Below are 12,670 nucleotides of genomic sequence, written 5' to 3' on the forward strand. Positions count from 1 at the left end.
GGCGGTTCCTCGGGAATCGGAGCGAGGACCGAGGCTTGCGCAGGCCGCGCGCAGTGTCGAGCCTCCAGGCGACGCGGCGTGTTCCGGCTGCCCGGCGTGCGGCTCAGCCGCCGGCGTCCAGGCTGCGGCCGATGCGCCAGAGCATGGTCTTGCCCGGTTCGCGCTCGTTCGGCACCACGGTGCAAGGTGGGTTGTCGAAGCGGATCAGCAGGTCGGCGAAATGCCGTTCCATCGCCCGGTTGTAGTCGTCGACGAAGACATGGGTGTGCCGCGCCATCAGCTTCGACGTCCAGTACAGCGGCAGCAGGCGGCCGGGATCGGTCGGCCAGTAGCCGGCGGGCCCATCGACCAGGATGACGTCCCAGGAGGCGCCGCCGAGCTCGGCCGGCATCCTGGCAGCCTCCAGGGCGGCAAGCGGCATGGCGAAGGCGTCGAACACCGTGGTGGCATAGTCGGCGCGCAGGATGCGGGCGTCGGGCATGCGCATGCGCGCCGCATCGAGATAATGCGGCTTGTCCTCGACGAACAGCGTCTCGCCGTCCGCGTTGAGGCGCTGCCACATCGGCGAATCATGGCCGAGGCCGAACACCAGCAGGCGCGCGCCGGGCGCCCGGGCCCGGACGGCCCCGGCGATCACCTCGATCTGCGCCGGCGAGATCTGGGTGGCGGGATCGTAGCTTTCGCCGAGCAAGGCTGCGAGCGTCGATCCAGCCATCGCGTGTCTCCCCGGCAGCCGCTACAGGCGCGCGAAGGCGTCCGAGAGCTTGGTCCGGCGCGCCGCCCCCTCCTCGCGCCGGTCGCGCTGTTCCTCCACCACCTCTTCCTTGGCCCGGGCCAGGAAGTCCGGGTTGCCCAGCTTGGCGTCGATCTTGGCGATCTCCCCATCGATCTTGGCGATCTCCTTTTGGAGCCGCGCCTTCTCGGCGTCGATGTCGACGACGCCTTCAAGCGCCAGAGCAGCGGTGACGCCGCGAGCGATCACCTGCACCGAACCCTTCGGGGCGGCCTCGACAAAAGTGATATCGCTAAGCCGGGCCAGGCGTCTCAGGGTCTCGCCGAGACGAGCATTGCGCGCTCGCACCTCGTCCGAGGCGCCGACCAGCACCAGGGGCACCTGCGCCCCACCGGGCACGCCGATCTCGGTGCGGATGGACCTGATCTCGGAGACGAGGTCGACCAGCCAGCCGATCTCCGCCTCGGCCTCGGCATCGAGAAGGCCGCCGAGTTCAGGCCAGGGCGCGAGTGCCGCAACGCTGTCGCGACCAGCGTCGCCTGCCGTCACCGTCCAGAGCTCCTCGGTGATGAAAGGCATGAACGGATGCAGCAGCAGGATCGACTGGTCGAGGATGAAGGCAACCATGGCGCGCGTCTCGGCCTTGGCTGCTTCGTCGCTGCCTGTCAGCACCGGCTTGACCAGCTCCAGATACCAGTCGCAGACGACATTCCAGATGAAGCGATAGACCGCGGCCGCCGCCTCGTTGAACTTGTAGGCCTCGATTGCGGTCTGCGTCTCCGCCACCGCCTTCGCCGCTTCGCCGGCGATCCAGCGGTTGAGCGCCAGACTGGCCGCCTTCGGATCGAAGCCGGGAGCGCGGCCGCAGCCGTTGACCTCGGCAAAGCGCGCCGCGTTCCACAGCTTGGTACCGAAATTGCGGTAGCCTTCCACGCGCTGGGTCGAGAGCTTGATGTCGCGGCCCTGCGCTGCCATCGCCGCCAGGGTGAAGCGCAACGCGTCGGCGCCGAACTCGTCCATCAACTGGAGCGGATCGACGACGTTGCCCTTCGACTTCGACATCTTGGCGCCCTTCTCGTCGCGGACGAGGGCGTGGATGTAGACGTCGCGGAACGGCACCTCGTTCATGGTGAACAGGCCCGTCATCATCATCCGGGCCACCCAGAAGAAGATGATGTCGAAGCCGGTCACGACCACAGCGGTCGGATAGTACTTCTTCAGCTCCGGCGTCCTGTCCGGCCAGCCGAAGGTGGAATAGGGCCAGAGCGCCGAGGAGAACCAGGTGTCGAGCACGTCCTCGTCGCGCTTCAGCGCGACCGCGCCGCCCCATTTGGCGCGCGCCTTGTCCTGGGCCTCGGCCTCGTTGCGGGCGACGACATAGGTGCCGTCCGGGCCGTACCAGGCCGGGATCTGGTGGCCCCACCACAGCTGGCGCGAGATGCACCAGGGCTGGATGTTCTCCAGCCACTCGAAATAGGTCTTCTCCCAGTTCTGCGGCACGAAGCGGGTCTCGCCGCGGCGCACGGCCTCGAGCGCCCGGTCGGCCAGCGGCCGCACGTTGACGTACCATTGGTCGGTCAGCCACGGCTCGATCGGCACGCCCGACCGGTCGCCATGCGGCACCTGGTGCGTGTTCGGCTCGACCTGGGCCAGCAGGCCGAGTTCCTGCATTGCCGCCACCACGCGCTTGCGCGCCTCGAAGCGGCCGAGCCCGCGGAAGGCCTCCGGCACGGCCTCGTTGAGGCAGGCGTCGCCGTCGAAGATGTTGATCGCCTCCAGGCCCTGGCGCTTGCCGACCTCGGCGTCGTTGAAGTCGTGCGCCGGCGTGATCTTGACCGCGCCGGTGCCCTTCTCCGGATCGGAATACTCGTCGGCGACCACCGGAATCAGGCGGCCGACCAGGGGCAGCCGCGCCCGCGCCTTGCCGGCGACGAGGCCGGCATAGCGTCCGTCCTCGGGATGCACGGCGACGCCGGTGTCGCCGAGCATGGTCTCGGGCCGCGTGGTGGCCACGGTAATGACCGCGCCGGTGTCGTTGCCGGCGGCGTCGACCAGGGGATAGTCGAAGTAATAGAGATGGCCGTTCGGATCGCGGTCCAGCACCTTGCCGAGGGCGGCGGCGTCGAAAGGCTTGTCCGGGTCGCCGCGCTTCCAGGCGAAGCTGCCGCGCTTCTCATGCTGCTGCACCTCCAGGTCCGAGATCACGGTCTGGAGCTTCGGATCCCAGTTGCTGAGGCGCTTGTCCTTGTAGATCAGGCCGGCCTCGTGCAGGCGCACGAAGATCTCGACCACGGCGGCCGAGAGGCCCTCGTCCATGGTGAAGCGCTCGCGCGACCAGTCGCAGGAGGCGCCGAGGCGCTTGAGCTGGCTGACGATGGTGCTGCCGGACTGCTCCTTCCAGGCCCAGACCTTCTCCACGAAGGCCTCGCGGCCGATGGCGTGCCGGTTCGGCTCCTGGCGCTCCATCATCTGGCGCTCGACCACCATCTGCGTGGCGATGCCGGCGTGGTCGGTGCCCGGCTGCCAGAGCACGTCCTTGCCGCGCATGCGCTCGAACCGGCAGAGCACGTCCTGCAGGGTGTTGTTGAGAGCATGGCCCATATGCAGCGAGCCGGTGACGTTCGGCGGCGGAATGACGATGGAATAGGGCGGCGCCTCGCGGCGTTCCTCGCGTCCGGCCCGGAAGGCCTGCGCCGCCTCCCATGCCGCCGCAATCCTCGGTTCCACTTCCGCCGGGTTGAAGGTCTTCTCGATCATCGCCAAGCCTGCCGTCACGAACTGGGGTCGTGTGACAACAGCGGCTGCGGAAGTCAACGCCGTTGCGTCGGGACGCCGCGTCAGCCGTCGGCCACGCTCATCGCCACCGGCCGGAAGGCGCGGATCAGCGGCAGCTCCAGCTTGCCGGCCATGCCGCAGACGATGTCGTAGGCGGTCTCCTTGGGCAGCGGGCGCTTGTAGCTGCGCCGCTCGATCAAGGCCCCGAACACGTCGGCGATGGTCATGATCCGCACGAGGTCCGAGATGTTCTCGGCCTGGAGACCGTCGGGATAGCCGCTGCCGTCGAGATATTCGTGATGATGGCGCACCACGTCGAGCAGGCCGGAGGCAACGTCCCCCCGGCTCGCGAGGAGGTCGTGTCCGATGGCCGCATGGGTGCGCATGATCGCCATTTCCGCGTCGGTGAGCCGCGTCGGCTTGTCGAGGATCGCCAGCGGGATGCGAGCCTTACCGATGTCATGCAGCATGCCCGCGGTGGTCAGCAGCTCGACATCGGCCCGCCGCAGGCCGAGATGATGGCCGAAGGCGGCGGCGACGCCCGCCACCAGCAGGCAATGCTGGAAGGTCGTGCGGTGATGCCGCTGCACCGACGCGACCCAGCAGCCGAGCCCGTCGTCGGCGATGACGTCTGCCGCCGCCTTGGAGGCGTGCCCCAGAAAGGTGAAATCGATCTGCTGCACGCCCTTGGCGAAGGCGAAGATGTTGCGCAGCGCCGAGACGCCCTCGCCCAGCGCGAATCCCACGGCGGTGCCGGCCTGCGCGTCATGCATCGCATCGGTGGGGCCGGCGCCCAGTGCCGCGGCCAGCCGCTCGGCGAACTGGCCGGTGCCGATCGGCAGCGGGATCAGGTCGGTGGCGCCGAGGGCGTAGGCTTGCACCATCGAGGCGTGCATGCCCTTCGGCACCCCGAAGATCATCCGCCCGGCGGGACGTTCCGCCAGCAGCATCTCGCGCAGCTTGGAGACGGTGCAGGCGTCGGTCAGGTCGATGTGGAAATACAGGTTGCCGCCCGGCAGCGGGCCGGCATGCGTGAGGGTTCGCGCATCCAGGATGGCGATCTCGAACTGCGACTGGGCGACCGACATCAACTGCTTGGCGGCCGGGCCATCATCGACGATCGCAAGCAGGTCGGGCATTCTCGTCTCGTCTTCAGAGGCGAACAGCCATAGCCGGTGCTTCTTTCCAATCCCTGAAAACTTTCCAGCGATTTCACGGCATCATAATACCCGATGCCGGAATATGCTCTCGGCCCGGTGGGGCGGCTTCATGCCGAGGCTGAGGATGGCCGGCTGCCGTGCCTGGGCGATGGCCAGATCAATCGGACCAGGGCAGGACCGTCACTTGCGGCCAGGTGGTCTTCGCCCGTGCCCCCTTGATCCGGTGCGAGGCGGCATTGTCGAGAGCCCGATTGGGGCGGATGACCATGGCGAACAGATCGCCGAGGCCGAACGGGGCGGCGATGTCGAACCGGCCGTCATCCTCGAGGCGGATGCCCACCGCATGGACGACCGAGGCATAGCGGCCCAGCGCCTCGTCGGCGCTGGACAGGCGGGGATAGGCCGCACCGAAGCGCTCCTCGAACCACAGGTGCACCCGCGCCTGGTTGCGCGTCTCGATCGGCCCGACGCATCCCTGCGTCGCCGCTGCCACCTGGCGGATGACGGTATCCTCGGCTGTCCAGGACAGGTCATCGTCGAAATAGGCGAGATCGTAGTCCTTGATTCCCGTGCCGCGCGGCAGGCCGGAGAGGACGTTCCAGACGGTCTGGTACAGGCAGCCGGCGACCAGGCGCCATTGCGGCAAGGCAAGCCCGCGCAATGCCGCCAGCAACTGCATCAGCCCCGGATCGGCCCGGACGATCGCCTCGAGCCGCCAAGCGAGTGCCGCTTCGTCGGCTGCGGCGGCCCGGCCCGTCACGACCTGGCCTTGGCCGCCTTCTGAGAGGCGCGCAGGGCGCGGAAGGCCCTGGCCCAGCCGGACTTCTCGATCTGACGGCCGCGCGCCACGGCAAGGGCATCGGCCTCGACGTCCCGCGTGATCACCGAGCCGGCGCCGACATTGGCCCGGTCGCCGACCCGGACCGGCGCCACCAGGGCGGTGTTGGAGCCGATGAAGGCCTCGGCGCCGATATCGGTGTGCTGCTTGAAGAACCCGTCATAGTTGCAGGTGATGGTGCCGGCGCCGATATTGGCATTGGCGCCGACACGGGCATCGCCGATATAGCTGAGGTGATTGATCTTCGCCCCGTCCTCGACGGAGGCGGCCTTGACCTCGACGAAATTGCCGACCTTGGCCTTGCGCCCGAGCCCCGTGCCCGGGCGCAGCCGCGCATAGGGGCCGACATTGGCGCCGGCGCCGACATGGGCCCCCTCCAGGTGCGAGAAGCCATGGATGACGGCGCCATCCTCCACGGTGACGCCGGGACCGAACCAGCACCAGGGCTCGATCACCACGTCGCGGCCGATCCTGGTGTCGTAGGACAGGAACACGGCATCGGGCGCGATCAGCGTCGCGCCTTCGCGCATCGCCTCCTCGCGCAGGCGCCGCTGCATCACCGCCTCCGCCGCCGCCAGCTGCACGCGGTCGTTGACGCCCTGCACCTCCTCCTCGTCGACGGTCTCGGCCACGGCGAGGAGCCCGCGCGCGCAGGCGGCCTCGACCGCGTCGGTCAGGTAGAACTCGCCCTTGGCGTTGGCATTGCCGATCGCCTGCAGCAGCTCGAGGGCATGGGCACCCGCCAGGGCCATCAGGCCGCCATTGCACAGGCCGATGGCCTTCTCAGCGGCCGTGGCGTCCTTCTCCTCGACGATCCGGCGCAGCCGCCCGTGCTCGACGACGAGACGGCCGTAGCCGGTCGGCTCGTCCGGCTCGAAGCCGAGCACCGCGACGGCGGCGCCGGCGTCCAGCGCGGCGGTGAGCTTGCGGATGGTCTGCGGGCGCACCAGCGGCGTGTCGCCGTAGAGCACCACCACGTCGCCGCCGGTCAGCGCCTCCCCTGCCGCCAGCACGGCGTGGGCTGTGCCGAGCCGTTCGCGCTGCACGAAGACCGGGGCGCCCGGCAGCAGCGCAGCCGCCTCGGCCGCCACGTCGTCCCGGCCGGGGCCGACGACCACGGCGGCCCGGCCGATGCCGGCTTCGCCGACGGTGGCCAGGACATGGCCCAGCATCGACCGGCCGGCTACCTTGTGCAGCACCTTGGGAACGGTCGATTTCATGCGCGTTCCCTCCCCGGCGGCGAGGACCACGGCGATGGAACTTTGCGACATGGTTAACTCCCTTGAAGGCATTGTGCGGCACTAATCGCCGAAGTTGCGGCGAACGACAATCGCCGTCACCCCGAATCGGAATTCTCGCCGTCATGGCTGCACCATTGCATCGCTGCCGCACCACGCCGGTGCAAGGCCCCGGGCCGGTGCGCCGCGAAATCATCGACAGCCGGGGCGGTGCGGGTTGGACGGTATTGGCCCTGGCTCTCGGCTGTGCAAGTGCGCTCGCCACGCTGGTCTTCCTCCAGCCGGGGCCCCCGGATGGCCATCGCCCGACGGACGGGATCCGATCGCTTGTCGTCCTCTCCGACGATCCGGCCACCATCGCCGTTCCGGTACCGGAGAGTGACGCCCCTCGCCGGCTCCGCACCGAAGCGGACGACATCGTCACCGGGTCGGTCGGTCCGGCCGCTGCCCTGCCACCGGCTGCCGGGGCGTCCATCCCCGCCGCGTTCGGAGCCGATCTCGGGCCAGCAGCCACGATCGCCGGCCTGAGGCAGGAGTGGGCCGGCGCGAAGCTGCTGCTCGGCGGCGAGGCGGCGTTGCTGCGGCCTTTGATCGCGGTGCGGGAAACCACCGGCGGCCATGAACTGCACCTGGTGATCGGGCCGCTGGCCGACGCGGCCGACGCAGCCGGGCTCTGCGCCCGCCTCGGCCGTTCCCGGACGGGCTGCGCTCCCGCAGCCTTCGACGGCCAGCGCCTTACAATACCCTGATACCGGTGTCCTGACGATGAATCCGGCCGACCGGGACTGCAATGCCACCACGCCGCAGCGATTTCGGCCAATCCCTGCCGGAGGAGGCTCACTGCCTTGCCAAATGGCCAATAAGGCGTCTCAATACGCCTGATGATGGCGCGACCGCCCACATACTGCCGCTCGAAACTCCACACGCTGGAAGAAGAAGCACTCCGCGCTGACCATGAATCGCCGTGACATCCTCAAGCTTGCCGCCTTCGTTTCCGGTCTCGCCGGCTGGCCCGCGACGGCCCTGTCCGCCGTCGACGCCCCTGGCCTGAAGCCGGGTGACGCCTTCTCGCGCGAAGCGCTCTTGGCCCATGCCCGCGAGCTCGCAAAGGCAGCCTACCAGGCGCCCGACACGACTCTGCCCGCTCCGTTCCAGGACCTCGACTACGAGAAATATGTCGGAATCCGCTTCCGTCCGGAACGGGCGGTGTGGAGCTCCGAGCAGCGCGGCTTCGTGGTCGAGCCGCTGCATCGCGGCTTCATCTATGCGGCGGCCGTCGACCTCTACACGATCGAGGACGGCCGGGTCCTGCTCATCCCCTACGACGCCAGCCTTTTCGACTTCGGCGGCCTGACCGGGCCGGCCCAGGATGCGAATTTCGGCTTTTCCGGCTTCCGGCTGAAGGCGCCCTTCGACACGCCCGGCCATTTCGACGACTTTGCCATCTTCCAGGGCGCGAGCTATTTCCGGGCGATCGCCCGCGGCCAGAGCTACGGCGCGGTTGCGCGCGGCCTGGCGATCAACACCGGCGAGGCGGGCGGCGAGCAATTCACGTTCTTCCGCGCCTTCTGGATCGAGCGGCCCCAGCCGGACGCCAAGTCGCTGGTGCTGCATGCGCTGCTCGATTCGGAAGCGGCGACAGGGGCCTATCACTTCACCCTGACCCCCGGAGAGATGACGCTGGTCGACGTGGAGGCGACGATCATTCCGCGCGCCGCCATTCCCCATGTCGGTGTTGCGCCGCTCAACTCGATGTTTCTGTTCGGCACCAACGACCGGCACGGCATCGACGATGTCCGCCTCGCCGTGCACGAATCCTCCGGGCTGCAGATGTTCAGCGGTTCGGGCGAATGGATCTGGCGGCCGCTGCAGAACCCCGAGACCCTGCAGATCTCGGCCTTCGCCGACAAGAACCCGCAGGGTTTCGGCTTGCTGCAGCGCAACCGCGCCCCCGCGGCCTTCGAGGACGAGAGCCATCGCTACGAGCGCCAGCCGAGCGTGTGGATCACGCCCTCCGGCCAATGGGGCGAAGGTTCGATCCAACTGGTCGAGATCCCGACCGAGGCGGAGATCCACGACAACATCATCTGTTACTGGCGGCCCAAGGACCCGCTGGAACAGGGCAAGGAGTACGGCTTCTCCTATCGCATCGACTGGTGCTGGTCGCCGCCGCAGCAGCCGCCGGGCGCCATCGCGCGCGAGACCCGCACCGGTGCCTCGGGCAGCAAGAGGCGGCGTTTCGTCATTGATTTCGAAGGGGATGCCTTTGCCAGCAGCGACGGCCTGAAGGGAATCGTGCCCGATATCTCGGTCGGTCCTGGCACGGTCCGCGACATCGCCTTCTCGCCCGACCCCTCCCGCCGCCTCGGGCGGTTGTCGTTCACGCTCGATCCGGGTAACGAGGCCTATTCGGAAATGCGGGCGGTCCTGACCAAGGACGGCAAGCCTGTAAGCGAGACGTGGCTCTATCGATGGACATCGTAACTCCTGCACCCGCCGCTTCGCCGGCAACGCCGCCGGCCCGTTCGCCCGGCGCGATGCCGCCCGAGAACGGGCTGGCGATGCCGGTGCAGTCGCTGTCCCGCTGGACCGCGGCCGAGGTCCGGCCCTGGACCAACCCGGCCTCGCGGGCCAAGCCCTGGCTCGCCCGCATCATCGTCTTCATCGGCATGGCGGCGCTCACCGCCTACGGCACCTGGCAGATGTACGAGGTCGTCGCGGTCGGCGGCGTCACCGTGCTGGAATGGGCGCTGGTGGCACTGTTCGTGCTCAATTTCTCCTGGATCGCCATCGCCTTCACCTCGGGGTTGGTCGGCTTCGTGCATCTGCTGTTCGCGCGCCGGCGCCTGCCGCCCCCGCCCCAGGCGCTCGCCACGCGCACCGCCGTGCTGATGCCGATCTACAACGAGGCGCCGAGCCGCGTCTTCGCCGCCATGCAGGCGATCATCGAATCCGTGGAGGCGACGGGGTGCGGCCGGGCCTTCGAGTTCTTCTTCGTCTCCGACACCACCGACCCGAACGTCTGGATCGCGGAAGAGCGCGCCTTCCTGGCGCTGCGCCGGCGCCTGGGCCCGGATATCGCCGTCTGGTACCGGCACCGCCACAGGAACACCAACCGCAAGGCCGGCAACATCGCCGACTGGGTGACGCGCTGGGGCGGCTCCTACGACCACATGCTGGTGCTCGACGCCGACAGCCTGATGACCGGCGAGGCGATCGTGCGCCTCGCGGCGGCGATGGAGAAGGATCCGGACGCCGGCATCATCCAGACCCTGCCGCTGATCATCAACCGCAACACCCTGTTCGCCCGCGTCCAGCAGTTCGCGGCGCGCGTCTACGGCCCGGTGATCGCCGATGGCCTGTCGGTCTGGATGGGGCATGACGGCAATTATTGGGGCCACAACGCCATCATCCGCACCGCCGCCTTCGCCGCCCATTGCGGCATGCCGGATCTGTCCGGCAAGCCGCCTTTCGGCGGGCATATCCTCAGCCATGACTTCGTCGAGGCGGCGCTGATGCGCCGGGCCGGCTATTCCGTCTACATGTTGATGGATGTGACCGGCTCCTACGAGGAAAGCCCGCCCTCGCTGATCGATCTCGCCGCCCGCGACCGGCGGTGGTGCCAGGGCAACCTGCAGCATTCGCGGGTGATCGGCGCCAAGGGCTTCCACCCGGCCACGCGACAGCATTTCGCCACCGGCATCTTCAGCTATCTCGCCAGCCCGCTCTGGCTGCTGCAATTGCTGGTCGGCCTGACCCTCGCCCTGCAGGCGCACTACATCCGCCCTGAATATTTCACCGACGAGTTCTCGCTGTTTCCGGCCTGGCCGCTGTTCGATGCCGAGCGCGCTCTCGCCCTGTTCGCGGGCACCATGGGGATCCTGCTGGCGCCGAAGATTTTCGGCATGATCATCATGCTGATCGACGGGCCGAGTCGGCGCGCCTGCGGCGGCGCCGGCCGGCTGATGCTGTCGACGCTGCTGGAGATCATCCTCTCGGCCCTGCTGGCGCCGACAATGATGCTGATCCAGTCCGGCTCGGTGTTCGAGATCCTGCTCGGCCGCGATTCCGGCTGGAAGCCGCAGCGCCGCGACGACGGTTCCATCCCCTTCGGCGACATCGTCCGGCGGCACCGCTGGCATATGGCGCTGGGCGCTATCGCCGGCGTCTCCGCCTATGTCATGTCGCCCTATCTGTTTGCCTGGATGTCGCCGACCATCGTCGGCCTGCTCCTGGCGATCCCGCTGTCATGGGCCTCGGGCCAGCTCTGGCTCGGCCTGCGCCTCAAGCGGCTCGGCCTGCTGCAGACGCCGGAGGAGACCACCCCGCCGCCGATCGCCGTTCGCGCCAACGCCCTCACCGAGGAGCTCGCCGCCGGCGGCGAGGACGACGAGGACGCCCTGCATGTGCTGCGCGCCGATCGCGAATTCCGCGACCAGCACGAGGCCATGCTGCCGCCGGGCACGCGCAGCGAGCGCGGCCGCTTCGAGCCGGACAAGGTGATGGCGAGCGCGAAGATCACCGAAGCGAACACGCTGGAGGAAGCCTGCAAATGGCTGTCCGCCAAGGAACGCTTCATCGCGCTGCACGACCGCGCCTTGATCAGCCTGCTGGCGCGCCTGCCGGACAAGTCGGCGGCCGGTTGAGGCGTCCGGCCGGAGCACCGCCTTGGCTCACTCGGCCGGCTGCAGGCTCCGCAAGCTGGGAACCTTGGCATCCTTGCCGCGCCGGGCGAGAGCCGCGAGATAGATCCGCTCGATCGCCTCGGCCATGGCCGCGACCGTAAAGCGCTCGCGCAGGGCCGCGCGGGCAGCCAGCGCCTTGGCGCGCATCCCGGCGGGATCGGCCAGGGCTTGCTCGATCGCGTCGGCCAGGGCGGCGAAGTCGTCCGGCGAGACCAGCCGGTCGGCTGCGTCCGCGAAGATCTCCGGGATGCCGCCGACACGGGTCGCCACCAGCGGCATGCCGGCCGCGATCGATTCCAGCACGATGTAAGGCATGGATTCGGCCCGCGACGGCACCACCATCAGCCTCCCACGGGCCAGGCCCTGCCGGGTCGGCAGGGGATCGGTGAAGACGACGGCCTCGTCCAGACCGAGATCGGCGGCGAGGCGGCGATAGCCGTCGCGCTCCGGGCCGGCGCCGATCATGGCGGCCGTGGGCGTGCGGCCGCTGCGGTCGCGGATGGCGGCAATGGCGCGGAGCAGCAGGTCGGGGCCCTTGAGATCGCGCATCATGCCCATGAACAGGATATCGCGGGCGTCCGGCGCCGGGACGATCTCCTCGAACTCCTCGGGCCTGAGCCCGTTGACGACGATGGAGGCGCTGCAGCGCGGCGCACCGACCTTGTCGCGATAGGTATCCGCCTCATAGCGGCTGACATGGATGATGCCGTCGCAGAAACGCTCCAGCAGCCGCTCGACGGCGAAGTAGAAGCGTCCCGAGACGGAAGTCCTCGGAAAATGCAGGCTGCCGCCATGAGGTGTGTAGAAGCGGGCCACCGGGTGTGAGCGGCGCGACAGCACGGTGCCGACCAGACGCGCCAGGGTGCCGCCCTTGGCGCCGTGGCCATGCAGGATGTCGGGGCGGAGATCGCGCACCGCCTTGTAGACGCGCCAGACCGCCAGGGCATCGGCGAGGCGGACCTTGCGGGAAATCGGCAGCCGCGTCACGCCAAGCGCCAGATGCGGCGCCGCCGCAGCGATCTTCTCGGCTTCGAAGGCGCCGCCGGTAGAGGAATCGAGCACGAGGCCGACAAGATGGCCACGCGCCGCCTGCTCCGCCGTCAGATCGAGGATGTGGCGGAAGATGCCCCCGATCGGCGCGCGCACGAAATGGACGATGCGCAGACTGCGCGTCTCCTGCCGTGCAACGGCCGTGTCGAGCATAAGATCCAATCCCGCGTCACAAGTCGGCCGAAGGATGC

General features: G+C 68.8%; 9 protein-coding genes. 3 read left to right on the forward strand and 6 right to left on the reverse strand.

What is annotated here, in order from left to right; translation table 11 throughout:
• Positions 1-103 precede the first annotated feature (103 nt).
• The 5 genes from AC27L4_RS21495 to glmU all read right to left on the reverse strand — a co-directional run bounded on the left by AC27L4_RS21495 (position 104) and on the right by glmU (position 6,777).
• Positions 104-715, reverse strand: coding sequence for a hypothetical protein (locus tag AC27L4_RS21495; RefSeq protein WP_487144400.1), 612 nt, complete (start codon positions 713-715; stop codon positions 104-106).
• A gap of 21 nt (positions 716-736) precedes the next feature.
• Positions 737-3,490, reverse strand: coding sequence for a valine--tRNA ligase (locus tag AC27L4_RS21500; RefSeq protein ID WP_487144505.1), 2,754 nt, complete (start codon positions 3,488-3,490; stop codon positions 737-739).
• An 80-nt stretch (positions 3,491-3,570) separates the two neighbouring features.
• Positions 3,571-4,647: an HD-GYP domain-containing protein gene (locus AC27L4_RS21505; RefSeq protein WP_487144401.1), complete on the reverse strand. Its 1,077-nt coding sequence runs from the start codon at positions 4,645-4,647 to the stop codon at positions 3,571-3,573.
• 178 nt (positions 4,648-4,825) lie between these two features.
• Positions 4,826-5,428, reverse strand: coding sequence for a nucleotidyltransferase family protein (locus tag AC27L4_RS21510; RefSeq protein ID WP_487144402.1), 603 nt, complete (start codon positions 5,426-5,428; stop codon positions 4,826-4,828).
• Positions 5,425-6,777, reverse strand: coding sequence for a bifunctional UDP-N-acetylglucosamine diphosphorylase/glucosamine-1-phosphate N-acetyltransferase GlmU (gene glmU / locus AC27L4_RS21515; protein ID WP_487144403.1), 1,353 nt, complete (start codon positions 6,775-6,777; stop codon positions 5,425-5,427). The genes AC27L4_RS21510 and glmU overlap by 4 nt, the downstream gene beginning before the upstream one ends.
• A 92-nt stretch (positions 6,778-6,869) precedes the next feature.
• On the opposite strand from glmU, the gene AC27L4_RS21520 reads away from it, so the two are divergent.
• From AC27L4_RS21520 to mdoH, 3 genes are all read left to right on the forward strand, one after another.
• Entirely contained in the window at positions 6,870-7,493 is a 624-nt protein-coding gene (locus tag AC27L4_RS21520; protein ID WP_487144404.1) for a hypothetical protein, read from the forward strand.
• A gap of 205 nt (positions 7,494-7,698) precedes the next feature.
• Complete coding sequence (locus AC27L4_RS21525) at positions 7,699-9,228, forward strand: OpgD/OpgG family glucan biosynthesis protein (protein WP_487144405.1); 1,530 nt, start codon at positions 7,699-7,701, stop codon at positions 9,226-9,228.
• Positions 9,216-11,390 (forward strand): glucans biosynthesis glucosyltransferase MdoH, encoded by a 2,175-nt coding sequence (mdoH, locus tag AC27L4_RS21530; RefSeq protein ID WP_487144406.1) that lies wholly within the window; start codon positions 9,216-9,218, stop codon positions 11,388-11,390. The genes AC27L4_RS21525 and mdoH overlap by 13 nt, the downstream gene beginning before the upstream one ends.
• A 27-nt stretch (positions 11,391-11,417) precedes the next feature.
• Here mdoH and AC27L4_RS21535 read toward each other — a convergent pair whose 3' ends face one another.
• Complete coding sequence (locus tag AC27L4_RS21535; protein ID WP_487144407.1) at positions 11,418-12,632, reverse strand: glycosyltransferase family 4 protein; 1,215 nt, start codon at positions 12,630-12,632, stop codon at positions 11,418-11,420.
• Between the last annotated feature and the right edge of the window lie 38 nt (positions 12,633-12,670).

It is taken from the genome of Labrys sp. Lb11 (assembly GCF_057554225.1).

What these genes read in the sequence shown, in the direction of transcription:
- AC27L4_RS21525 (WP_487144405.1), top strand. Translation starts at nt 7,699, where the DNA reads ATGAATCGCCGTGACATCCTCAAGCTTGCCGCCTTCGTTTCCGGTCTC.
- AC27L4_RS21535 (WP_487144407.1), bottom strand. Translation starts at nt 12,632, where the DNA reads ATGCTCGACACGGCCGTTGCACGGCAGGAGACGCGCAGTCTGCGCATC.
- mdoH (WP_487144406.1), top strand. Translation starts at nt 9,216, where the DNA reads ATGGACATCGTAACTCCTGCACCCGCCGCTTCGCCGGCAACGCCGCCG.
- AC27L4_RS21505 (WP_487144401.1), bottom strand. Translation starts at nt 4,647, where the DNA reads ATGCCCGACCTGCTTGCGATCGTCGATGATGGCCCGGCCGCCAAGCAG.
- AC27L4_RS21495 (WP_487144400.1), bottom strand. Translation starts at nt 715, where the DNA reads ATGGCTGGATCGACGCTCGCAGCCTTGCTCGGCGAAAGCTACGATCCC.
- AC27L4_RS21500 (WP_487144505.1), bottom strand. Translation starts at nt 3,490, where the DNA reads ATGATCGAGAAGACCTTCAACCCGGCGGAAGTGGAACCGAGGATTGCG.
- AC27L4_RS21520 (WP_487144404.1), top strand. Translation starts at nt 6,870, where the DNA reads ATGGCTGCACCATTGCATCGCTGCCGCACCACGCCGGTGCAAGGCCCC.
- glmU (WP_487144403.1), bottom strand. Translation starts at nt 6,777, where the DNA reads ATGTCGCAAAGTTCCATCGCCGTGGTCCTCGCCGCCGGGGAGGGAACG.